19 protein-coding genes are annotated in these 24,801 nt (G+C 51.1%); 5 read left to right on the top strand and 14 right to left on the bottom strand.

Going from position 1 to position 24,801, the window contains the following annotated elements:
• Positions 1–18 precede the first annotated feature (18 nt).
• The 6 genes from On2M_RS09500 to queA all read right to left on the bottom strand — a co-directional run bounded on the left by On2M_RS09500 (position 19) and on the right by queA (position 6,017).
• Positions 19–384: a VOC family protein gene (locus tag On2M_RS09500; RefSeq protein WP_151218610.1), complete on the bottom strand. Its 366-nt coding sequence runs from the start codon at positions 382–384 to the stop codon at positions 19–21.
• Positions 385–553: 169 nt separating this feature from the next.
• The gene (gene secF, locus On2M_RS09495) at positions 554–1,525 is read right to left on the bottom strand and encodes a protein translocase subunit SecF (protein ID WP_038638190.1); all 972 of its coding nucleotides are present in this window, start codon (positions 1,523–1,525) and stop codon (positions 554–556) included.
• A gap of 10 nt (positions 1,526–1,535) precedes the next feature.
• Complete coding sequence (gene secD, locus On2M_RS09490; protein WP_003021547.1) at positions 1,536–3,383, bottom strand: protein translocase subunit SecD; 1,848 nt, start codon at positions 3,381–3,383, stop codon at positions 1,536–1,538.
• Positions 3,384–3,410: 27 nt separating this feature from the next.
• A complete protein-coding gene (yajC, locus tag On2M_RS09485) occupies positions 3,411–3,743 on the bottom strand; it encodes a preprotein translocase subunit YajC (protein WP_003021544.1) in 333 nt (110 codons plus the stop codon).
• 22 nt (positions 3,744–3,765) lie between these two features.
• On the bottom strand, positions 3,766–4,893 hold the full coding sequence (gene tgt, locus On2M_RS09480) for a tRNA guanosine(34) transglycosylase Tgt (RefSeq protein WP_210904713.1): 1,128 nt from the start codon (positions 4,891–4,893) through the stop codon (positions 3,766–3,768).
• 53 nt (positions 4,894–4,946) lie between these two features.
• Positions 4,947–6,017 (bottom strand): tRNA preQ1(34) S-adenosylmethionine ribosyltransferase-isomerase QueA, encoded by a 1,071-nt coding sequence (gene queA / locus On2M_RS09475; protein WP_151218609.1) that lies wholly within the window; start codon positions 6,015–6,017, stop codon positions 4,947–4,949.
• A 90-nt stretch (positions 6,018–6,107) separates the two neighbouring features.
• Between queA and acpH the strand changes: the two genes are divergently transcribed.
• The 4 genes from acpH to On2M_RS09455 all read left to right on the top strand — a co-directional run bounded on the left by acpH (position 6,108) and on the right by On2M_RS09455 (position 12,782).
• Positions 6,108–6,689 carry an ACP phosphodiesterase gene (gene acpH / locus On2M_RS09470; protein WP_151224856.1) on the top strand — a complete coding sequence of 194 codons (582 nt, stop codon included), beginning with the start codon at positions 6,108–6,110 and terminating at the stop codon, positions 6,687–6,689.
• Positions 6,690–6,857: 168 nt separating this feature from the next.
• Complete coding sequence (locus tag On2M_RS09465) at positions 6,858–7,460, top strand: peroxiredoxin C (RefSeq protein WP_151224855.1); 603 nt, start codon at positions 6,858–6,860, stop codon at positions 7,458–7,460.
• Positions 7,461–8,080: 620 nt separating this feature from the next.
• Positions 8,081–8,806, top strand: coding sequence for a response regulator transcription factor (locus On2M_RS09460; RefSeq protein ID WP_210904712.1), 726 nt, complete (start codon positions 8,081–8,083; stop codon positions 8,804–8,806).
• Between the two features lie 130 nt (positions 8,807–8,936).
• A complete protein-coding gene (locus tag On2M_RS09455; RefSeq protein WP_210904711.1) occupies positions 8,937–12,782 on the top strand; it encodes an autotransporter outer membrane beta-barrel domain-containing protein in 3,846 nt (1,281 codons plus the stop codon).
• Positions 12,783–13,189: 407 nt separating this feature from the next.
• Here the strand turns inward: On2M_RS09455 and On2M_RS09450 are convergent, their stop codons facing one another.
• The 3 genes from On2M_RS09450 to On2M_RS09440 all read right to left on the bottom strand — a co-directional run bounded on the left by On2M_RS09450 (position 13,190) and on the right by On2M_RS09440 (position 16,440).
• Positions 13,190–15,058 carry an amidohydrolase gene (locus On2M_RS09450; RefSeq protein ID WP_210904710.1) on the bottom strand — a complete coding sequence of 623 codons (1,869 nt, stop codon included), beginning with the start codon at positions 15,056–15,058 and terminating at the stop codon, positions 13,190–13,192.
• 21 nt (positions 15,059–15,079) lie between these two features.
• The gene (locus On2M_RS09445) at positions 15,080–15,625 is read right to left on the bottom strand and encodes an antibiotic biosynthesis monooxygenase (RefSeq protein ID WP_151218604.1); all 546 of its coding nucleotides are present in this window, start codon (positions 15,623–15,625) and stop codon (positions 15,080–15,082) included.
• Positions 15,626–15,798: 173 nt separating this feature from the next.
• Entirely contained in the window at positions 15,799–16,440 is a 642-nt protein-coding gene (locus On2M_RS09440; RefSeq protein ID WP_187252927.1) for a hydrolase, read from the bottom strand.
• A 273-nt stretch (positions 16,441–16,713) separates the two neighbouring features.
• Here On2M_RS09440 and On2M_RS09435 point away from each other — a divergent pair, with 273 nt between their 5' ends.
• Complete coding sequence (locus On2M_RS09435) at positions 16,714–17,616, top strand: LysR family transcriptional regulator (RefSeq protein WP_210904709.1); 903 nt, start codon at positions 16,714–16,716, stop codon at positions 17,614–17,616.
• Here On2M_RS09435 and malZ read toward each other — a convergent pair.
• The 5 genes from malZ to phoB form a co-directional block, all read right to left on the bottom strand.
• Positions 17,610–19,427 carry a maltodextrin glucosidase gene (gene malZ / locus On2M_RS09430; RefSeq protein WP_210904708.1) on the bottom strand — a complete coding sequence of 606 codons (1,818 nt, stop codon included), beginning with the start codon at positions 19,425–19,427 and terminating at the stop codon, positions 17,610–17,612. The two genes, On2M_RS09435 and malZ, sit on opposite strands and share 7 nt — an antisense overlap.
• Before the next feature lie 138 nt (positions 19,428–19,565).
• Positions 19,566–20,939: a proline-specific permease ProY gene (gene proY, locus On2M_RS09425; RefSeq protein ID WP_151218601.1), complete on the bottom strand. Its 1,374-nt coding sequence runs from the start codon at positions 20,937–20,939 to the stop codon at positions 19,566–19,568.
• Positions 20,940–21,020: 81 nt separating this feature from the next.
• Positions 21,021–22,340, bottom strand: coding sequence for a branched-chain amino acid transporter carrier protein BrnQ (gene brnQ, locus On2M_RS09420; RefSeq protein ID WP_016152017.1), 1,320 nt, complete (start codon positions 22,338–22,340; stop codon positions 21,021–21,023).
• Between the two features lie 405 nt (positions 22,341–22,745).
• Entirely contained in the window at positions 22,746–24,041 is a 1,296-nt protein-coding gene (gene phoR, locus On2M_RS09415) for a phosphate regulon sensor histidine kinase PhoR (protein ID WP_187252930.1), read from the bottom strand.
• A gap of 50 nt (positions 24,042–24,091) precedes the next feature.
• Positions 24,092–24,781: a phosphate response regulator transcription factor PhoB gene (phoB, locus tag On2M_RS09410; RefSeq protein ID WP_151218600.1), complete on the bottom strand. Its 690-nt coding sequence runs from the start codon at positions 24,779–24,781 to the stop codon at positions 24,092–24,094.
• Positions 24,782–24,801 lie beyond the last annotated feature (20 nt).

Raw genomic sequence — 24,801 nt, 5'->3', positions numbered from 1 at the left:
TCCTCAGTGCTGAAAAAATTACGCGGGTTGATGTAAACCAACGCGATTGCCTTCGCTGTCAGTAAACAGCGCAATCGTGCCAATGTCTTGCCCCAGTTCGAGCGGGCCAAACACGCAGTGGCCGCCAGCGGTGGCGACACGCTCAAGCGTTGCAGCCAAATCGTCCGTATGCAGGTAAATAATAGCGCCCTGCGCTGAAGGCGTAATGCCGTCAAATTTAGCCAGCGCTCCGCCGGGAGCAGGATCCTGATGCGGGAATACAGCCAGCTCGGCGCAGTCCATATTTTCCCGACGCAAAGAAACCTGCATCACGGGCTCATAAAATGCAATGGCGCGATCCATTTCTGCCACGGGGATTTCAAACCAGTTAATGACGTTGTTCATACTTCCTCCTGCCTGTGTGAGTAGTGTCAGAAGGACTATAAGACAGTGCTACTGACAGCATACTGTCAGTAGTGTGGCGACCGAAACCAATAATGGTCTGCCGCTAAATCACAGGCAAAAAAAATCCCGACCTTACGATCGGGATTCAAGTATTTCCACTCTTGATGGGTTAAGGCAGAATCGACGGTTGATCCGCCCCTTCTTTCTCAACCTTCTGCTGCAGCATGTGCTCACGCTTCATACCCAGCTTCAGCGCCAGCGCCGATGCCACGTAGATAGAAGATGCAGTACCGATGGAAACACCGATCAGCATCGTCAACGAGAAGCCTTCCAGTACCGGACCACCGAACAGGAACAGCATCAGAATAACCATCAACGTCGTACCGGACGTAATCAACGTACGGTGCAGCGTCTGAGTCAATGACACGTTAAAGATTTCGTAAGGCGTACCGCGACGAATTTTGCGGAAGTTTTCACGAATACGGTCAGATACAACGATACTGTCGTTCAGCGAGTAACCGATTACTGACATCAGCGATGCAACGATAGTCAGGTCAATCTCGATATGGAACAACGACAGGATCCCAAGTGTAATGATTACGTCATGCGCCAGCGCGATAACTACCCCTGCCGCCAGTCGCCACTCAAAGCGGAAACCGACGTACACCAGGATGGAGATCAGCGCCGCCATCAACGCCATCGCACCCGTTTGCGCCAGGTCTGCACCCACACTCGGCCCCACGAATTCAATTCGCTTCACCGCCGCGTTTTGGTTGGTGGATTCGTTAATCACACTCAACACTTTGCTACCCAGCACCTGACCGCCGTCTGCGCCTTCGGTTGGCGGCATACGCACCATAATGTCGTGGCTGCTGCCGAAGTTCTGCAGCAGCGGGTCAACAAAGCCCGCTTTCTCCAGCGCATCGCGCATCACGTCCATTTCCGCTGGTTTTTCCAGCGTGATTTCAATGACCGTACCACCGGTGAAATCGAGACCCCAGTTAAAGCCGCGCACGCCCATAATCACGATGGCCGCGATCAGCAGAAAACCTGAAATGCCGAAAGCCCAGTAGTCCCAGCGCATAAAGTCCCAGACTTTACGGCCGTGGTTCAATTGTTCAACAGTATATTCCTGTGCCACTTCGCACTCCTCAGATTGACAGCTTTTTGACGCGCTTGCCGCCATACAACAGGTTTACGATGGCACGTGTACCGACAATTGCGGTAAACATCGACGTCGCTACCCCAATACCGGTAGTAATCGCGAACCCTTTAATTGCCCCGGTGCCGACTGCGTACAGGATAATGACCTTAATCAGCGTCGTAATGTTCGCATCGAAGATGGAGCTAAATGCGCCCGCATAACCTTCATTGATGGCCTGCTGCACCGAACGCCCGTTACTCAACTCTTCTTTGATACGCTCGTTGATCAGTACGTTCGCATCGACCGCGACAGCAAGGGTTAAGACGATCCCCGCAATCCCCGGCATACTCAGCGTAGCGCCCGGCAGCAGCGACATAATACCGACAATCAGTACCAGGTTCGCAATAAGCGCACTCGTGGCGATCAGACCGAACTTCTTATAGAAGAAGATCATGAACAGGATAGACACCACCAGACCGGCCAGACAGGCTTCCAGACCCTGTTTAATGTTCTGCATACCCAGGGTTGGGCCGATGGTACGTTCTTCCACAATCTGAATCGGCGCAATCAACGCACCGGCACGTAACAGCAGAGAAAGCTGACGCGCTTCATTCGGGTTGTTGATACCGGTAATACGGAAGCTGTTGCCCAGACGAGACTGGATGTTGGCGATGTTAATCACCTCTTCCTGTTTCACCAGCACGGCGCGACCGTTGGCATCTTTCTTACCGCTGTCTTTGTACTCCACGAACAGGGTCGCCATCGGCTTACCGATGTTGTCCTTGGTGAAGTTGGACATGATGTTACCACCCGCGCTATCCAGCGAGATGTTAACCTGCGGCTGATTGTATTCGTCCTGGCTGGAAGTGGAATCGGTGATATGGTCACCGGTCAGGATCACGCGTTTGTAAAGCACAACCGGCTGACCTTCACGAGACTGTTTCACTTCCGAATCACCCGGTACACGCCCGGATGCCGCAGCAGACTGGTCAACGTTGGTGTTTACCAGACGGAATTCCAGCGTCGCGGTAGCGCCCAGAATTTCTTTCGCCCGCGCGGTATCCTGAATACCCGGCAGTTCGACCACAATGCGGTCAGCACCCTGACGTTGTACAACCGGCTCAGCAACACCCAGTTGGTTAACACGATTACGCAGAATGTTGATGTTCTGCTGTACCGCGTATTCACGGGCTTCGCTCAGGCGCGCATCGGTCATCACCGCACGCAGTGCATTGCTGCCCTGGCTAGAAATAACCAAATCCTGGTGACGCTTGCTCAGGTAAGAGATAGCTTCATCACGGGCGCTGCTATCACGAAAAGTGATGCTCAGACCGTAGTTATCTTCTTTGCGAACGGTAGTATAAGGAATGCCTTTTTCACGCAGATCGCTGCGCAGGCTATCAATATTTTGTTCCTGCAACTTACTCAGCGCGGTGTCCATATCCACTTCCATCAGGAAGTGAACGCCGCCACGCAGATCAAGACCGAGTTTCATCGGTTCTGCGTGAATGGCTGCCAGCCAACGCGGGGTTGCCGGAGCAAGGTTAAGCGCCACGACGTATTGATCACCCAATACGCCCATTAACACTTCACGAGCGCGCAGTTGGGTATCAGTGGAGTCGAAGCGCGCGAGAATAGCACCCTCTTCCAGAGCCACAGACTTAGGTGTGATTTTATCTTCTTGTAACGTTTTCTGGACCTGGATCAGCGTTTGCTCACTGGCGGCAGCACCGCGCACGCCAGTGATTTGAACAGCCGGATCCTCACCATACAGGTTGGGAAGCGCATAGAGCAGACCGACGACAATCACGACGATCAGCATGACATACTTCCACAAAGGATAACGGTTTAACACGGCAGTTCCCTTTGGGAAAACAATAAATTACAGCGCCTTCATGGTGCCTTTCGGCAGAACGGCAGCTACGAAATCACGTTTAATAACCACTTCAGTGGTGTCGTTCAGCGCGATAGCGATGTAGCCGGATTCTGCTACTTTGGTCACGCGACCCACCAGACCACCGTTCGTCAGCACTTCATCGCCTTTCGCAATGGAGTTCATCAGATTTTTGTGTTCTTTGGTACGCTTTTGCTGCGGGCGCAGGATCATGAAATAGAAAATCAGACCAAACACCACCAGCATCAGAATCAGAGACATCGGGCTGCCCTGCGCCGGAGCACCTGTTGCCGCTACCGCATCAGAAATAAAAAAGCTCATTCAAATTCCCTCATTATTAAAATTAATCAACGTTCACAGGTGGAACTGGTCTACCCTGACGTTGGTAAAAATCGGTCACGAAGCTCTCTAATTTACCCTCTTCAATAGCCTTGCGTAAACCCGCCATCAAACGCTGGTAGTAGCGAAGGTTATGAATCGTGTTGAGTCGCGCGCCCAATATTTCGTTGCAACGGTCAAGATGATGCAAGTATGCGCGCGAATAATTGCGACAGGTGTAGCAATCACACTCAGCATCGAGCGGACTGGTGTCGCTTTTATGTTTCGCGTTACGAATTTTTACCACGCCGTCAGTCACAAACAAATGACCATTACGGGCATTTCGCGTTGGCATCACGCAGTCAAACATATCGATACCACGACGCACGCCTTCAACCAGATCTTCTGGTTTACCAACGCCCATCAGGTAACGCGGTTTATCAGCCGGAATCTGCGGGCAAACATGCTCCAGAATGCGGTGCATATCTTCCTTCGGTTCACCAACAGCCAAACCGCCGACAGCGTAGCCATCAAAGCCGATATCTACCAGACCTTTGACGGAGATATCACGTAAATCTTCGTAAACGCTGCCCTGAATGATGCCAAAAAGCGCATTTTTGTTGCCGAGGCTATCAAAACGGTCGCGACTGCGCTTCGCCCAACGCAAAGACATCTCCATCGATCGTTTAGCATAGTCCCAGTCGGCCGGATACGGTGTACATTCGTCGAAGATCATCACGATATCGGAACCGAGATCGTATTGAATCTCCATAGACTTCTCAGGATCGAGGAAGATCGGATCGCCGTTGATCGGATTACGGAAATGCACGCCCTGCTCGGTTATCTTACGGATGTCGCCCAGGCTGAATACCTGGAAGCCGCCGGAATCGGTGAGGATCGGTCCTTTCCACTGCATGAAATCGTGCAGATCGCCGTGCAGCTTCATGATTTCCTGACCCGGGCGCAGCCAGAGGTGGAAGGTGTTACCGAGGATGATCTGTGCGCCGGTCGCTTCAACTTCTTCCGGCGTCATGCCTTTCACGGTGCCATAAGTACCGACCGGCATAAAAGCAGGCGTTTCCACTACGCCACGATCAAAAACCAGGCGGCCGCGGCGGGCGCGACCGTCTGTGGTGTCCAGTTCAAATCTCATTTTAACTCCTGCGTCAGAAAAACAGTCCGACGTTAAACACTCGCATCGCGGATTTATTCCCCAACGCGCTCAGAAATAGCCTGCGGATTGTACGTGATAAACATGGCATCACCGTAACTAAAAAAGCGATATTCCGCTTTTACCGCTTCATGATAGGCGTGCATGGTGTTTTTATAACCAGCAAATGCGGAAACCAGCATAATCAGTGTCGATTCCGGCAGGTGAAAGTTGGTTACCAGGGCATCAATCACCTGATATTTATAGCCTGGATAAATGAATATTTGCGTATCACCGAAGAACGGCTCGATAAGGTCATTTTTGGCCGCCTGCGCCGCGCTTTCCAGTGAACGTACGGAGGTGGTACCTACCGCAATCACGCGGTTGCCGCGTGCTTTCGCCGCCAGCACAGCATCAACCACATCCTGTGGCACTTCCGCATACTCGGAGTGCATAATGTGATCTTCGATGGTATCTACGCGCACCGGCTGGAAGGTACCCGCCCCCACGTGCAGCGTAACGAACGCCATCTCGATACCTTTATCACGCAGTTTTGCCAACAGTGGTTCGTCAAAATGCAGACCGGCGGTCGGCGCGGCGACAGCCCCTGGTTTTTCGCTATACACGGTCTGGTACAGCTCGCGGTCAGCGTCTTCATCCGGACGGTCGATATATGGCGGCAGCGGCATATGGCCAATCGCGTTGAGGATATCGAGCACGCTACGCTCGTCATCAAACTCGACTTCAAACAACGCGTCATGGCGCGCCACCATCGTTGCTTTAATGCTTTCGTCATCGCCCAGCAGCAGCTCGGCACCCGGCTTCGGCGCTTTAGAGGCGCGAATATGCGCCAGAATCCGTTTGTCATCCAGCATACGCTCGACCAGTACTTCAATCTTGCCGCCGCTGGCTTTACGCCCAAACAGACGCGCCGGAATAACGCGGGTGTTATTAAAAACCAGCAAATCGCCAGGGTTGAGCTTATCGAGCAAATCGGTGAAAGTACCGTGCGTCAGCGCGCCCGTCGGCCCGTCCAAAGACAGCAAGCGGCAGCTACTGCGTTCAGCCTGCGGATAGTGGGCAATCAGGGATTCGGGTAGTTCAAAGGTGAAATCGGTAACGCGCATGACACTGACTCAGACTAAAATAAGAGGCGGGTAGTCTAGTGCCGGGGCGTTCTCCCTGCAACCTTTACCCCTCTGGATAAACATTTAACTATGAATTTTCTTGCACATTTGCATCTGGCTCACCTCGCCGACAGCTCGCTTTCCGGTAATCTACTGGCGGATTTTGTCCGGGGTAATCCCCAAACGCACTATTCGCCCGACGTGGTGGAGGGCATCTTTATGCACCGTCGTATCGACGTGATGACCGATAACCTGCCACAGGTGCGTGAAGCCAAAGAGTGGTTTCGCAGCGAAACGCGCCGCGTCGCACCGATTACGCTGGACGTCATGTGGGATCATTTTCTGTCGCGCCATTGGTCGGAAATCTCCCCCGACTTCCCGCTGACGGACTTTGTACGCTATGCCCGCGCCCAGGTGACCCCTATTTTACCGGAATCGCCGCCGCGCTTTATCAATCTGAACAACTACATCTGGTCGGAGAAATGGCTCGAGCGCTATCGGAATATGGATTTTATCCAGAACGTCCTGAACGGCATGGCCAGCCGCCGCCCGCGGCTCGATGCCCTGCGCGACTCATGGTATGACCTCGATACGCACTACGATGCGTTAGAAGAACGTTTCTGGCAGTTTTATCCCCAAATGATGGGACAGGCGCGACGTAAATCCCTTTGATTATAGCCCGCATCATGCACCGGATAAGCAGCAGCCGCTATCCGGCAAAAGATTGATAGACAAAACCTGTCTCATTGATTGCCAGCGCCTCTTTGTCTTATTCCCGAACACTCTCTATACTGGCCCGCGTTGCGTTCCAAAAACCCCTTAACATTGCAGGAGAATTATATGGTACTGGTAACTCGTCAGGCTCCGGATTTCACAGCAGCTGCGGTACTGGGTAGCGGTGAGATCGTTGAAAACTTCAACTTCAAGCAGCATACCAACGGTAAAACTACCGTTCTGTTCTTCTGGCCGATGGACTTCACCTTCGTTTGCCCGTCTGAACTGATCGCATTCGACAAACGTTACGAAGAATTCCAGAAGCGCGGCGTTGAAGTTGTTGGCGTTTCCTTCGACTCTGAATTTGTCCACAACGCATGGCGTAACACCCCTGTCGAAAAAGGCGGCATTGGTGAAGTGAAATACGCAATGGTTGCTGACATCAAACGCGAAATCCAGAAAGCCTACGGCATTGAGCATCCTGAAGCAGGTGTTGCTCTGCGCGGTTCTTTCCTGATCGACGCTAACGGCGTTGTTCGCCACCAGGTGGTTAACGATCTGCCGCTGGGTCGTAACATCGACGAAATGCTGCGCATGGTTGACGCGCTGCAGTTCCACGAAGAGCACGGCGACGTATGTCCGGCACAGTGGGAAAAAGGTAAAGAAGGTATGAACGCGTCTCCGGACGGCGTAGCAAAATACCTGACCGAGAACGTTTCCAGCCTGTAAATGGCATGAATCGTAAGAGGCCCGCAAATGCGGGCCTTTTTTACATCTGGTTATTAGTCTCCAGTCATCCCTTTCTCCTTATACCTCTCCGCTCATTTTGAAGTAAGTAAATGACGTCATAACCGTTTTTTTGTCCTATCTCTGGATAAACATCCTTAACGCATCAACATATTTTTCTCTAAGAATTTTCCTAACAATTTTAAGATGATATCTGAATTTTTAAGACAAAGAGCAATAAAGGAAGAGTGAACTCGCTAAATTTAACCAACATGCAATAAATATATTTAATGTCTTCACATCTGAATAATGCCGCCACACACATTGCATTTTAATTCTTATCCCATTGTTATATAAGGCATTCCTCTTTCTTTTCAAAATAGCACGCTATAAAAAACCCATGTTAATCATAGCGCTTATAAATAAGTTATAAATTTATTAACTGTGCTAATTATTCCAACAAATATTAACACTTTTTACTTATCATTCTACAAATTCAATTAAAAAAACAGATCTTATCGATCGATTTTAATCATTACACATCAATTTATCAGCAGATTAGGATTTCTCCAGGAAACCACATTGTTAACAGTGTTTTTCTTGCAGATTAGGGAGAGATATGCATGAGCAGTAAAGATAAATGCACGCGGTTTTTTATTTATTCCGCAGACTGGACGCATGCGGCTGCATTACAAAATTTAATCAGCGGTAAAAAAACTCCTGATAACTATATTTCATTGCCACAACTCACCATCAGTGAGTTGTGCGAATATACCGGACCGCCACCACATATAATCATCCTGGATGTCCCACCAGGAAGATATGTGGCATTAATCCTGGCTCTCCGTAAAAGTTTTCCTCAAGCACAAATGATTTGTACTCAGCATTATTTTCTCTACTCAGATCGTATGGTTGCTGAGTATTTTGGTGGGATATTGCTAAAGGAATATGATGCTTTAATATCTGGATATCCCAATATAGGCATTGCTGAGCATCTTACGTCACCAATATTCTCAGCTGCATATCCTCGGCTCAGAGTTTTTTGTGCAAGCGTTCCTCCGCAGGTGGTATTAGGTTCACTTGAAAGGTGGATCAGAAGAAGGTTATCAGAAGTGATACCTTCATCACGCACACGAACAATTACGCTGGATTGGTTAGCCAGAGGCATTTCACTTCGGGAAACTGCAAAACAATTGAAAAGAAGTGAAAAAGTGATGTACCACTATCGCTGGATGATGATGCAAGCTTTAGGTATACGCCATTGCAGCAGAGATTTCATTCACTCACTGACGGTAAATGCAGGACCAACAAACTGGAAAAAACCCGACAAGAAAGCCGCGCATAAATAATAGTATGTCGCGTATATAGAGCTCATTTAAATTCCAAAATAAAAAATCGCTATCAATCACGATGCGGTTTCTATTGTTTCACCCCTATTTTATAGAAGTGCCATGTGTTAGCAAATATAAGGATTTATTTATGTCGCAAAAAAGCGTTTCTTTCTCAAAAAAGATATTAGTCGTCTCTATACTACTCGCAATATCAGGTACTGCTACAGCTTCTGATGAAGGCTCTGGTATGGTGAGTGGGCTTAACTGGAGTTTGTTGGAGCCTAACTCTGGCGCCGGTGATACTGCCGTTAAAGGAATTTATGCCTGGAACTTTAGTAACACCCAGGAGGAAGCCTCTCTCGATTCCGCCAGTAATAAAGGTAATATCTATTTTAACCCTCCACATCACGACCTTCTAAGTCGAACAGTAAATGTTACTGATCTTGACCTGAGCGGATACTACATTAATTTTAGCAAAACCGATCTTGCTGGTAATCAGTCTACCCTCAATCTGACCAAGGCCACCGTTGATTTTATCGAATCAGGAGGGTCTGGCACCGACACTAATATAGCCATCAACTTAAAGGACGCTCAGCTTAACGGCGCTCAGATGGATACCAACTATGATAATGCCCTTAAAAATGGGGTGGCAAAGAACAAAAACTGGGTGGCAAATCAAAATGGTGATGGCGGATATGGTATTTATGTCGATCTCGGTGACACAGGCGATGTAATTGTCGATATTGATAACAGTCAGTTAGGCTCAGAAACCTGGAAAGCAGGTATTTTTACCGGCGGATCTGACTCCGTTAACATTACTGCTTCTGAAAGTAACATTTTCGGTTCTGTACAAGCCGGATATTCTGAAGATGTCAATATTGAACTGACAAAGCAAACAACACTCACCGGTAATATTGTCACCGGTAAGGGCACAAGTATTGTCAGTATTAATGACAACTCGAAAGTACTCGGCGACATCAACGTCAGCAAGAGCAATCAAGCCCAGGTGTCTCTGGGCGATAATGTTGCAACCAGCAATGTTAATAAAATCACCGGCAACAAAACCAATTCCACTCTTGAGTTAGGCCAAGAAGTCACTGAATTAGACGGCAGTAAATTTGTCGATTTTACGGTGTTAAACGTGCTGGGTAAAAGTACCATCCTCAATGGTCTGAATGACACAAACGTAGGGTCAGCACTCAATCTGACGGGGAATCACATCATTGCTGATGTTAATATAACGGGCAATGGCGCACTCACCGTAGCAGGTAATTCCACGCTACAGGCAGATTATATCTCTTTGAGCAGCGACGCTTCGTTAACCATCGATAATGGAACTTTGCAAACCAGCTCAGCGCAAATATTTACTGATGGTCTGGGTAGTAACGGTCTTAATACTTCTGCCACCGGCCTGAACACCACAGGCCAGCAGGTATCTTTCAACGATGGCACATTAGCGCTCTCTGATGCGCTATTTAACCTCGATTATGTAAAATCTGTTAATGGTCTGGTGGACAATGCCAAACTTATTATGCTGGGCAACGTGGTGTCTGCTGATGGTACTGGTCCTGCTGGTAGTGTAGATTTTGACACGGTTGGTGCTGTGGGTGAAAACACCGTGCTTGCCGGTGTTACTGTCGAATCAACAAAAAGCGACATCGTTATTGGTGGTGAAAAAAACAGTGAAGATCAAGACGGCAGCTCAAACAGTGTTGGCGTAAAAAACCTTGTGTTGGCTGCCAGTGAAAGCAACACCGCCAGTGTCACTGTGAAAGGCAACAAAACGCTGACCTTAACCGGTGATGTAGCTGGTAAAGACAACACCAGCCTTGTTTCCGCAGGGGAAGACGCCAGTGTCAGTGTTAATGTCAAAGAGGGTACATTGCAGTTGGGTCATGCTTCTCTGTCCGGAGCCACAGGTTCGTTGAATGCCACCGTAAACCTGGACAATGGGAATTTACAGGTCGCTGGTGGCAAATACAGCGTTTCCGGAGAAATTTTAGCAAACAAAAACAGCGCCATTACCATTGCAGACAGCGCGGCGTTACAAGCGTCTAAAATTGATATGAAAGACGCCAATATGCAGGTCAATGGTGTATTGCAAACCGCTGCACTCAACGCCGACTCAGGTACGACTATCAATGTGGGCACTACCGCAGATCAGGGCGCTGCGGGACATCTGCTCGCACAGAACGTAAGCCTGAACGGGGCATCTCTGTTCCTTGATCCGCAATGGCAAACCAATAGCACCATCAGTCAGGCTTCCAAAGCTGCGCTGCAATTTATCGATGACAAAATTGACGGCAAGCTCACTGCCGGGCAAAACGCCTTACTGGTCCTGGGTGAGGCAACGACCGAGTGGGCTGAAACACAGTTTGCCAAAACGGGTCTGCAATGGTCTGCTGACGGGATTACCGCCGCATTAGCCATTAATGCCCCGCAATTGCTGGATAAAGACCATGGTAGTCTGGTTGTGGATGGTTCACAGACCTCAGCCCCCAGCGCAAATGCCAATACGGCTACTTTTGCCGATAATTCACTGTTAATGGTGAATGGCAAAACCATTGCCGGCGGGCAGTATGCGCTCACAGCTGAAAATGGAACGCTCAACGTTAGCGACAGCGCCAGCCTTTACATTGCCGACGCCAAAGCCAGTCAGACCTATTATATTGTCGACGGTTTTAACGGTGGTTCACCAGGTCCTATCGATGATTCCACTCAAACAGGTGTATCGGAAAAGGGATGGAATGGTGAAAATTTACTGACCAACCGACTGCTATCTGCAACACGTCACTGGGATGTAGACAGCGGACAATTGCAGGTCACCACGGAGGCTAAATCCTCTGCTGACGCGTTACCTGGCGTCGCACTGACGCAAACGCTGGATACTATGATGAGCCAGGGAATCAATGACACGCAAAGTCAGTCTGCCGGCGTTCGTTTCCTGTCACGTGCGATAGATAATCCTTACGTCTCTACGCAGGATATCGTGAAAACCATTAACAGTGCAGCGCAGTTGGCTGTGGCCGGAGGTGTGCAGAACACTACCCTGTCCACAGGGTTGTCTGCCACCAAAGCGATCAACGATCGTAACTCAGTGCTTAACAGCAAACTCCAACCTGACGCAGGAGCTGAAGGTCTGAATTTCTGGGCCAGCACACTGTATGGCCACGACAGTAACAGTGGTTTTAAAACTGGCGCACTGGAAACCGGCAATAATGTTAATTACTTTGGTTTAATGATTGGCGCAGATATCACTCATCAAACCTCTCTGGGTAATTTGCGCAGCGGTTTAGCATTCCATTCCGGAACCGGTAAATCATCGTCCAAAGGAGATCTGCAATATACCAAAAATGATGTTGATTTTTGGGGTGCAACGTTTTATGAAAACTGGACAAATAATAATTTCAGCGTGACCGTTGATTTAGGATTGTCCAGGAACAGTAATGACGTTGAGCAGAATCTTCCGGCTTGGGTGGATATGGGCAGTAAGTTAAAAGCGGATATTGATTCCGAAATGCTGACTGCGGGAATTACGGGTGAATACCTGTACAACCTGTCCTCTATCGATATCGTTCCACACGCCGGTGTACGCTATGTACAACTCAAAACTGAACGTTTTGATACTACTACCCAGTCCGGAGAGAAGCTGTTTGATACCGCTGAGCAGAAGCAGAACCTCTGGCAATTCCCGGTTGGCGTGCGTTTAAGCACCACATACTCGCTTGATTCTGGCTGGGCAGTTAGCCCGCAAGCCGATCTGTCGGTCATTCCGGTTACTGGCGACACCAACGCGAAAACGCATATTCGTACCTACGGTATTAACGCATCCGATACACTGTCTTCAACGATTGTTGATGATACTTCGTTCTCAGGACAACTCGGTGTGAAGGCGCAGAAAGGAAATGTAAGTTTCGGTATCAACTACAACCTCGACGCATCTGAACACCAGACAGGTCAGGGGGCAATGGCCGTATTTAATTATAACTTCTGATGTGATTTAAAAAATACTCGCCCTCCTCAAATCGGGAGGCGAGTATTTCTTTTCAAGAATGACGTACAGGAGAAAATATTTATGTTTAGATATCACAAAGTGATGCAAGCCATTTTCTTCATACTGACACTTGCCACAATAAGTTGCACCATCACTTCGCTTTGTTTAGGCTATGGGAACTGGGCTTTTTATTATGGTATTGTTTCGGTAGGCTCGATGATAATTTATATGATTCACCGCTGATTATTAATTATTACGGATTATTTAATTTATCCCCCGCTTCTTACTTCTGTATAACACGTTTAACCGGTTAGCACTTCTACAGCCGTTGGCACGACGGCATTAGTCTGAGTCACAGACGCTTGCACCACACTGCACAGCCCCTGGGCAGGGACTGCAATGAGAGATTAAAACGCGAAACAGGAACAGCCAAGCGCGCCCCAGAAAGCCCGGTCATCCGACACCGGAATGCCTGATTGACGCGCAATATCATGCTGATGACCGTGTACGCCGCAGCTACCGCAGCACTGGTGCATCTGCACTATGGCGCCAATTTTTGCCGCACCAGGCGGCGCTGCGCGATAGTGCCCCGGCACCTTCACTACCGGCGACCAGTCCGGCACAACCGGGATGGCCGGCGGTGCAAGTGGGGTGAAGTGCCCGGCCGCATACACCACGTTGCCATCGACAATGGTCATCACTGACTCAATACCTTTGATCTCTTCTTCCGGCACGCTGAAGTAGTCTTTGGACAGCACCACCAGGTCGGCCAATTGATCTTTCTCGATGCGCCCTTTCTTACCCTGCTCGCTGGAGAACCAGGCGCTGCCAGCCGTCCACAGTTCCAGCGCCACGTCGCGCGGCAGGCGGTTGTTATCATCGTACATCGCCATTCCGCCAACAGTACGACCCGAAACCAGCCAATAGAGCGCGGTCCACGGGTTGTAGCTGGCCACGCGGGTGGCGTCAGTTCCCAGCCCGACCGGAACTTCAGCCGCCAGCATTTTTGCCACTGGCGGTGTATGTTTGACCGCATCTTTGCCATAACGATCGACAAAGTATTCCCCCTGGAATGCCATTCGGTGCTGAACCGCAATCCCGCCACCCAGCGCTTTAACGCGCTCGATATTCCGTTCAGTAATCGTTTCGGCGTGATCGAAAAACCAGTGCAGGCCATTGAACGGGATATCGCGATTTACCTTCTCAAACACGTCCAGCATACGGCTGATGGATTCATCGTAGGTGGCATGCAGGCGGAACGGCCAGCGGTGCTCCACCAGGTGACGAACCACGCGCTCCAGTTCATCTTCCATACCCTCCGGCAGATCCGGGCGCGGCTGGAGGAAGTCTTCAAAATCCGCAGCCGAGAAGACCAGCATTTCCCCTGCCCCATTGGCACGGTAAAAGTCAGTCCCCTGCCCAGGCTTGAGCATGTCGGTCCAGCGTTCAAAGTCTTCCAGCTCCTGCTTAGGACGCTGGGTAAACAGGTTGTAGGCAATACGCACCGTCATCTGCTTGTTGGCATGTAACTGTTCAATTATCTCGTAATCTTCCGGATAGTTCTGGAAGCCACCGCCCGCGTCAATGGCGCTGGTCAGTCCCAAACGGTTCAGCTCTCGCATAAACTGGCGGGTCGAGTTAACCTGCATTTCCAGCGGCAGTTTTGGTCCTTTTGCCAGCGTCGAATAGAGGATCATGGCGTTGGGTTTGGCAATCAGCATGCCGGTCGGGTTGCCGTTGCTGTCACGTACAATCTCGCCGCCCATCGGTTCCGGCGTTGCTTTGGTGTAGCCGACGGCTTTCAGCGCGGCGCGGTTCAGCAGCGCTCTGTCATAGAGATGCAGAACAAAAACCGGGGTATCCGGGGCCGCTTCATTGAGTTCTTCGAGGGTTGGCATGCGCCGTTCGGCAAACTGAAATTCACTCCAGCCGCCCACCACGCGTACCCATTGCGGCGACGGCGTTCTGTCCGCCTGCTCTTTGAGCATACGTAGCGCGTCCGCCAGTGACGGCACGCCTTCCCAACGTAATTCCAGATTGTAATTCAGACCGCCGCGAATCAGGTGCAGGTGTGAATCGTTCAGACCGGGGATCACCGTATGCCCCTGCAGATCGACAATCTGCGTCCCTTCGGTGGCAAAGCTCATGATCCGATCATGGCTACCGGTCGCCAGAATCTTACCGTTGGCGATCGCCACCGCCTCGACCTGCGGGTTTTGTCTTTCGAGCGTATGAATTTTTCCGTGAGTCAGAATCAGTGTGGCAGTTTGCGACATAACAATCTCCTGAGAAACCGGTCAGACTTTTTTCAGCCATCCGGCAAACAGACGGGTTACGATGGGCATCCAGAACCAGACCACCAACGCAACCACACAGGCATCATTGATCAGATGCAGGAGTAACGAACCCTTCAATGCAGGCAACACAATGCCGGTCAACCACGGCACCAGATTGGTGCTGGGAAAAATCACCAGCAGGGTTATCAGAAACTGTTTCCAGCGTCTCGGCTGACGTACATGGGGCGCGGGCGGAGTAAACCAGAACGCGGCTTCGGTACGAATTTCGGTTTTATCACCTTCCGCCAGCATCGGAGCAATCTCTTCTACCAGCCCACGGCGCGTATCGGACTGGGTCCAGTTATAAAGATGCTCAAGCGTGTCGAAACGAATAATGATATTCCACAGGTTGTCGCCATCCGCAGGGCGAATCACATTCGCCCCGAGATGACCGGGAAACTCGGCCGCCACTGGCATAATTTTCCCCAGCCATTGCTCATATCGCTGTGCCTGCTCAGGCAGCAGGGTGTGGGTAATCACCAACGTCACATGTTTGTTCTGCGCCATGAAGGATTCCTTGTTGAGAGGAAACAGACCGCTTAGGCCAGGAAAGCAATACACAAAATCATTCATGGTGCATCGAGGCGGCAAGGTTGTGGATCCCCGGGAGCTTACATCAGTAAGCGACCGGGGTACGCAAGCGAAGCCAACAAAGATGCAGCATGAAGGATGAAGTGTATTCAGGCTTTACGTTCCGGCGCGCCATGCACCATGGTATAGGCGTAATCCACGCCCATACCGTAGGCACCGCTGTGCTCGCGCACCAGAGCCATGACAGCGTCGTAGGTTTCTTTACGGGACCAGTCGCGCTGATACTCAAGAAGTACCTGTTGCCAGGTCACGGGTACGGCACCCGCCTGTACCATGCGGTCAATGGAACGCTCATGGGCATCCACCGACGTGCCGCCTGAAGTATCTGTTACCACATACACTTCATAGCCCGCCTCCAGCGCCATCAGCGCCGGGAAAGTCAGACACACTTCGGTCCACAGCGCGGAGATAATCAGTTTTTTACGCCCGGTCGCTTCTACGGCCTTCACAAACGCCGCATCTTCCCAAGAGTTCATCGAGGTGCGTTCAATCGGTTTCACATCAGGATGTACCGCTAATAATTCTGGCCAGATATATCCGCTAAAACTTTTTGTTTCCACAGAAGTATAAATCACTGGAACATTGAATATTTTCCCGGCTTTCGCTAATGCGACGGTATTATTTTTCAATGTCTGGCGATCGATATTCGCCACACCAAATGACATTTGCGGCTGATGATCAATAAAAATTAGCGTAGAGTTTTGTGGGTCAATCAGTTCCCGAATAGACATAGCACACCTTCTTAATCAATAAGTTAAAAGGCAACGGTCTGTTTCTGCCGTCAGCAGCAGGATCCTGAATCAGAAAGCTTGTTGAGTATAGCGGGAAATTTCTAACGAGTTATTAAAGAAAACTTACTGTCTAGTGAAACTATTCGTTCTGTGTTGCGATATATCTTAAACAATGTCAAAAAAATGCGCATGTCTCATCTAATTTATTCACTGGCATTGTTTTTCTCCATTCGGTAAAACAGAGGGGTTTAATTTTCAGGATATTTTTTGCTTATGCGCATCAATCTGGATGTATTGCTAATCCTCGACGCACTCGACAAACAGGGGTCCTTTGCTGCGGCGGCCGAATCGCTGTTTAAAACCCCTGCGGCACTCAGCTATATGATTCAGAAGCTGGAAAGCGATTTGAATATCGAATTGCTTGACCGCTCTGGGCATCGGGCAAAATTTACCGACACCGGGCAGATGATGCTGGAAAAAGGACGTTTGCTGCTGAGCGCGGCCAAAGATCTCGAAAAGCAAGCGATACAGCTAAGTTCAGGCTGGGAAAAAGAGCTGGCGATTGCGTTGGACGACTCTTTTCCTTTCGCCGCGCTATTGCCCATTATCGATGAATTTCACGCGCTTAATATGCAAACCCGCCTGAGCTTTACCCACCACACGCTGGCAGGATCATGGGAGGAGCTGACCCATAATGGAGCAGATATCATTCTGGGGGCGATTAATGAACCGCCAACGTCAGCGGCCTGGTCTTACAAAATGCTCGGCACGCTGGACAATGTGTTTGTCGTTGCGCCTGATCATCCGCTGGCTGCAGCACCTGACGGTCTGACGAACGAACAGCTGTGTCTGCATCGGGCGATTGTTATCAGCGACAGCGCCCGCTTTTGTCATCCGTTACAAACCAACCTGATGGAGGAGCAGGCGCAGATCCGCGTCGATGATTTCCACAGTAAGGTGATGCTATTGCGAGCAGGCATGGGATGCGGATTTCTCCCCCGCCATATTGCCAACCCGTGGCTTGCCACGGGCGAGCTGGTGGAAAAAGCGGTCATCTCATTTCGCCAAAAAGACGTGGCCTATATGGCATGGCGTAATAACCGCGATGGGCTGGCGCAGCGCTGGTGGCGCGAAGCGCTGCTGGCAAGCCCGGAGGTGGCGCGCTTGTATCAATGACCTGACCACACCGAGGCGGAAATTGCCGGCAGCGTCAGGATATCGTCGACAAGCACGCCTGTTCCTTCTTTGAGCTGCCATTGACTGACGCTCAATAATGGCGAGGCAGGCAGGACCACTTCGCAGGCGGGACCACGGTTAATCGCCACCAATACGCGCTGGCGGTTTAGCACCCGTACAAACACCACCACGTTATCCTCGGCGTAAATCACCTGACATCCACCGTGGCGGAGCGCCTGGCTCTGGTGACGTAATTTGGCCAGACGCTGATACAACGCCAGCAGGTCAGCGTCCTGTTTTGCAGGCTGCCACGGGAACGGTTTGCGACAAAACGGATCGTTATTTCCGTCCAGTCCCACTTCGTCGCCGTAGTAAACACAGGGTACGCCCGGCCAGGTAAACAGCCACACCACCGCCAGCGGTAAACGTGCGACGTCTTTACCGAGCAGAGACTTAAAGCGAGCAGTATCGTGGCTGTCGAGCTGGTTGAACATGCGCAATTGCTGTTGATGCGACAACCCCGCGCGGTAGTTATCCATCCACGCCATACAGGTCTGGGCGTCAATAGATTGCGGATCGTATGAGATATCGGTATTGGCGAGAAATCCCCAGATCGGAAAGGTAAAACCGCGATAGTTCATGGCGGCATCTTCCGCGTCGGCCTGCAACCACTGGCGCGCGTCGCCAAAATGCTCGCCCACTATATACGCCTCTGGCTGGGTTTCTTTCGCCGCCTGCGTAATGCCAGCCACGTGTTGTAGGTTGTTACGTGCGCCTCCTGCCTCTCCCAGCATGTGCACCACATCAAGACGCCAGCCGTCCATACTCCACGGCGCTTTCAGCCAGTGACGGACGATACTGTCTTCGCCGCGATAAATTTCATTTACCAGGCTTTCCGAAGAAAAGTCCAGCTTAGGCAAGCTGGCATATCCCAGCCAGTCGAGCGCAACGCCGTCGGCTGAGAAATGATACCAGTCGCGCCAGGGAGATTCTGGGTTATGGCACGCCCCGTCCGTTCCCCGATTATGTCGGTCAAACCAGGCGTGCGAATCGCCGCTATGGTTAAAAACACCGTCCAGAATCAGGCGCATGCCCTGCTGTTGCGTGTTGTGACGCAGGCGCAGCAGCGCCGTGTCGCCGCCAAATTGCGGATCAACATGACGGTAATCTTCGGTATCGTATTTATGCACGCTCGGCGCGGTAAACACCGGATTCAGGTACAGCGCCGTGATCCCTAACGTTTTCAGGTACGGCAGCTTTTCGCTGATACCGTCCAAATCACCGCTATAAAACGTTGAGCCACCGGCCTGAGCCGTAAGCGGTTCATCCCATTCGCGCCGCACAATATCGTGTCCGGCAGCGTGGTGATAATAGACGTTATCCTGATCAGCTTCACGCGACTGGCTGCGGGCAAAACGGTCCGGGAAAATTTGGTAAAAAATCTGGTCAGCGACCCACTGAGGACCATTATCCGGCACATCAACCGCAAATTGTTCCAGACGCGCAGGCGGAAAACGGCTGAATCCTTGTGGGGTAAACCACAGCTGACGGTCGCGCCAAAGTAATTTAAAACTATAGCGTCTTCGAGGCTGACCGCTGGAGAGATCGATCGCCGCTCGCCACGCGGTCACGCCCGACTGCGGCTGGCTACGCTGCTTGTGCATGCTCAGCGAAATCTCTTCGTTATCATTTTCTGCGCGTAGCGTCACCCGCTGGGGTGGATTTTCCCCCGCCAGCCATAACGTAATCGTCAGTTGATCTTTGTTTTGCTTAACAAATGGGGCAACCGGAAGGTGCCAGGCGTTCAACATCACGTATCCCCTTTGATGATAATGACGTCACCTTGCCATAGCGAAGTGCAGGATCACTCCTCATCTTAACGTTTATTGGGGGAGGAGCTTGGGGGAGGAGAAAATTGCCGGGTAACGACAGGCTACCCGGCAAAAATATTACTGCGCTTCAGCCAGTTGACGCTCGCGACGGCGTTTGAAAACCCACCCAGCCAGCAGCAGGACAATCCATGCAAAGCCAACGTACAGCGAAATGCGAGTATCCGGATGGTAGCCGATGAGCCCGATGATAAAGACCAGGAAAATCAGGCCAATAACGGTCGTGACCACCCCACCCGGCACTTTAAATTTTAGCGCTTTGACCTCTTCCGGCGGCAGACGACGACGGAAAGCAATTTGTGAGAGCAGGATCATAATCCACACCCAAACAGTTGCGAAAGTTGCCAGAGAGGCGATCACCAGGAAGACATTTTCCGGCATGATGTAATTAAGATACACCGCAAACAACAGCGCAATGGTCATCACCATCACCGTGACCCACGGCACGCCACGACGCGACGTTTTGGCAAACATTTTCGGGGCGCTGCCCTGCTCCGCCATACCATGCAGCATACGACCCACACCGAAGACGTCAGAGTTGATCGCCGACAGCGATGCGGTCAGGACGACAAAGTTGAGGATCCCGGCGGCAAAAGTAATCCCCATATGCTGGAATGTCAGAACGAATGGACTACCGTCGGTACCGACCTGGTTCCACGGGTAAATCGACATAATGACGAACAGTGTCCCCACGTAAAACACGAGGATGCGCATCGGTACAGAATTGATGGCGCGCGGAATAGATTTTTCCGGGTCTTTGGCTTCGCCTGCGGTAATACCGATAATCTCAATCCCGCCGTAGGCGAACATCACCATTTGTAGCGACATCACCATGCCGAGCCAGCCGTTGCTGAAGAAACCACCGTTACTCCACAGATTATGGATCCCGGTTGGCTGCCCGCCGTTGCCAATCCCCCAAATAATGATGCCGAACCCGGCGACAATCATGATGATAATGGTGGCAACTTTAAAGAACGAGAACCAGAACTCCAGCTCGCCAAACACCTTCACGCTCATCAGGTTGATGGCGCAGATAATCAGCACCACGCTAAGTACCCATATCCAATGCGGTACCGCCGGGAACCAGACGCCCATGTAAATACCAAAGGCGGTCACATCGGCAATGGCGACAATCAGGATTTCAAAACAGTAGGTCCAGCCGGTGATGTAGCCTGCCAGCGGTCCGAGGTTTTCCTGCGCATAGCGCGAGAAAGAGCTGGCAGCCGGGTTATGAACTGACATTTCGCCCAGCGCGCGCATAATAATATACGCCGCTACGCCGCCGATAATGTAGGCCAGCAACACGCTTGGCCCCGCCATTTTGATGGCATCGGCCGAGCCGTAGAACAGCCCGGTACCAATTGCTGAACCTAATGCCATAAAGCGAATGTGCCGGGTGCTCAGCCCACGCTTTAGCTTGTTATTACTTTCCATCGATTCCTAACCTGTTAACACAATAAAAAAACCACGGGGCCATGTTAATAGCCCCGTGGTTAAAACTTATTGTCAGTGATATTAGTGTGCGCTGGAGGTCACTTGTCGACCCGCCGCGCGATCCCAGATAACGGCCAGGACCACCATCACGACTGTTGGCATCAACCACGCCAGCCCCTGCTCCGCCAGCGGTAAACGCTGGGTCCAGGCTGGTAACACGTCGCCAATTGCAGAAGCTTTAATGCCATCAAGGATACCAAAAATCAGGCTGATAAACATCGCAGGTGCAATGACGCGGGAAGAATTATGCCACCAGGAGCGGGTAAAACTTAATACAACCAGTGCGATACATGGCGGATAGATGGCCGTCAGCACTGGAATAGAGATCTGAATCAGATGGCTCAGTCCCAGGTTAGACACCACCATCGAGAAGCCGCCGAGGATGAATACCAGCGTACGATAAGACAGTGGAACATACTGGGCAAAGAACTCTGCGCATGCGCAGGTCAGGCCAACCGCGGTGACCAGACAGGCGATAAAAATCAGCGCCGCCAGCAGGAAACTCCCTGCACCACCGAAGGTATGCTGAACATACGCATGCAAAATTGCCGCGCCGTTAGCAGACTGATCGACCAGAATCGCGCTATCTGAACCCAGACGGAACAGCGCGAGATACAACAGCGTTAAGCCCACGCCCGCCATCAAACCCGCCCAAACGGTGTAACGGGTCAGCAGACGCGCTTCTGTAACGCCACGCGAGCGAGCGGCGTTAACGATAACAATACCAAAGACCATCGCGCCCAGCGTATCCATGGTCAGATACCCGTTCACGAAGCCATTAGAAAACGCCGCAGTTTGATAGGCTTCCATCGCATTGCTGATCGGACCTGCTGGCCAGACGATTGCGGCGACAGACAGAACCACCAGCGCCAGAATTTTCAGCGGTGCCAGGAAATTACCCACCGTATCCAGCAGTTTGCCGGGATACAGCGAAACCAGAATCACAATCGCGAAGTAGACCACGCTGTAGATAAGCAGTGGCAGTGCGGAGTCACCGGTCAGCGGTGCAATCCCGACTTCGAAAGAGACCGTCGCGGTACGCGGGGTAGCAAATAACGGCCCAACAGCCAGATAGCAAACGGTCGCCAGCAGCAGTCCAGCGACTTTACCAATAGGCGTGCTCAGTCGGTCCACACCGCCACCGACTTTCGCCAGTGCGACAACGGTAAGCACCGGCAGACCCACGGCGGTAATCAAAAAGCCAAAAGCCGCAGTCCAGACGTGTTCACCTGCCTGCAAACCAACCATTGGGGGGAAGATAATGTTACCTGCACCAACGAACAGTGCAAATGTCATAAATCCCAAAGCGATAATATCGCGCGATTTTAACTGATGGGTCATAAAGTCTTACTGCCTGTGGATGTGGTGTTGAAAATAGTAAATTTTTGCCTTTCCCTGGGGGACAATACAGCGGCATTTTTGCTCAATTCCAGCGGGAAACACTCCCGACCTGGCGCGGCGAAGAATAGTTTTTCGATTTACCGCGTAAATGCAGTCGGTATGACAGCACCTGGAGCGCAATTTAAACGCTTATAACGTTTTAAAGCAAGGTGGGATCCAAAAACCAGAACAATATAGCGATATGAAAAATAGGGTTAGCACAAAACACCATTTCATGGAAAAAGGTATGGGTAATAGTTCGAACAAAAAACAACCAAACGTCGTAAAATTCAGGATACTTATATTGACCATATAGAAAAAGCCAGCTTACGCTGGCTTTTGGAAAGATTATCTTACGAATACGCCTTAACCGTTATTTTTGGCAATTAAACGTTCCGGGATCACGAAACTAAATCGCGTCCCTTTGCCGGGTTCGCTGTCGATATTCAAACGGCTGTCGTGATGATGCAAGGCATGCTTCACGATGGCCAGCCCGAGTCCGCTCCCGCCCGTTTGCCGCGATCGCGCCTTGTCTACGCGATAAAAACGCTCGGTCAGGCGTGGAATATGCTCGGCGGCAATGCCTGGACCGTTGTCTTCCACACAAAATTCCGCCCCCGAAGGCACATGCTGCCAGCGTACGGTAATGTGCGTTCCCGCAGGCGTATGGTTCACCGCGTTATAGACGAGATTCGAGATAGCGCTACGCAACTGCTCCTCGTTACCCCGCACATTCAGGCTGTTATCAACATCAAAAGTAAACGTATGTTTGTGCTGGCTCAGCGTTTGCGCTTCGTGCTCAACCACGCGCAGCATCATGGGCACATCGACCTTCTCATTCAATTGCAGCGCTGGCGCAGCCTCAATTTTTGACAGCGTTAGCAGTTGCTTCACTAACCCTTCCATCCGGTACGTTTGTTCACGCATGGTATGCAGCGCTTTTTCGCGCGTTGTCCCTTCTAACGGATGCTCCTGCATCATTTCCAGATAGCCTTGCAGCACCGTCAGCGGGGTACGCAGTTCATGGCTGGCATTGGCGAAAAAGTTACGTCGTGAACCTTCCAGTTGATGCATCTGGGTAACGTCGCGCGCCACCATCAGCAATTGCTTATCGGTATAGGGCATTACGCGAATTTCCAGATGCCGTCCGGTATTGAGCACCAGATTGATGGGCCGGCTAAAATCGCGCGTTTTCAAATATTGTGTGAATTCCGGGTAGCGCAGCAGGTTAAGAATATTTTGCCCGCTATCGTCCGGCCAGCGCAGTCCAAGAACCTGCTGAGCCAGTCCGTTACACCAGAAAATACCGCCTTCTTCGGTGGTTAGCACCACTGCGTCGGGTAGCGATTCCGCCCCGCTGCGAAAGCGCTTAATCAGATTACCCAGTTCACGACGGCGCTTTTTGTTGCGCAACTGCATTTGATGCAGTCCATGCAGCAGCGGTTCCCAACTGCCGCGCCCCGGCGGGGGCGTCATACTTCTGTCGACCCATAGCCACCAGGACAAACGTAATAAATTCCAGAAATGCCAGATAAGCAGGCCCGTTACCGACGCCAGTAAAAACCAGGGCAGGTAACCAAAAAAAGCACTAAGGATAAATGCCGGTATGCAGCACAGGATCAGCTCCAGTACCAACCTTTTCCATGACAATCGTTCTAGCAAACGCCTTACTCCCTAAACGGCCTAATCCTTCAGGCCCTGATTCTTGTCAGTCAGAAGCGGGTCGAAAAACGATATCCCGTTCCGCGAACCGTCTGCACCATACGATCGTGCCCGCTGTGCTCCAGCGCCTTACGTAAGCGGCGGATATGCACATCGACAGTCCGGTCTTCCACGTATACATTGGTTCCCCAGACATGATTGAGGAGTTGCTCGCGGCTGTAGACACGCTCTGGGTGAGTCATAAAGAAGTGCAACAGCTTGAATTCGGTCGGCCCCATATCCAGCGGATCATCACCAGTCATCACGCGATGCGAGGTGGGATCAAGGCTTAGCCCCTGCATCTCAATAACCTCTTCCACTGCCATCGGCGAAATACGACGCAAAACAGCTTTAATACGCGCCACCAGCTCCTTAGGAGAAAACGGTTTGGTAATATAGTCATCCGCGCCGGTTTCCAGACCACGAACGCGGTCTTCCTCTTCTCCCCTCGCCGTCAGCATCATCACCGGGATGTCCCGCGTCATCGCTTCACGCTTGAGATGTTTAATAAACTGTAGACCCGAGCCACCGGGAAGCATCCAGTCAAGCAGGACGAGGTCCGGCCAGGGTTCATTGAGTTGGTTCACAGCACTGTCATAGTCTTCGGCTTCTACGGGTTGAAAACCGTTTTGCTCGAGCACGAAGCAGACCATTTCACGAATTGGAGCTTCATCTTCTACGACCAGAATACGTCTCGCCATGATTTGCCCTGTTATTAGTT

It is taken from the genome of Citrobacter sp. On2M (assembly GCF_018035235.1).
GTDB classification, from domain to species: Bacteria; Pseudomonadota; Gammaproteobacteria; order Enterobacterales; family Enterobacteriaceae; genus Citrobacter; species Citrobacter meridianamericanus.
The sequence above is the reverse complement of the archived record's forward strand: the minus strand, read 5'-3'. Positions and strand labels throughout refer to the sequence as shown.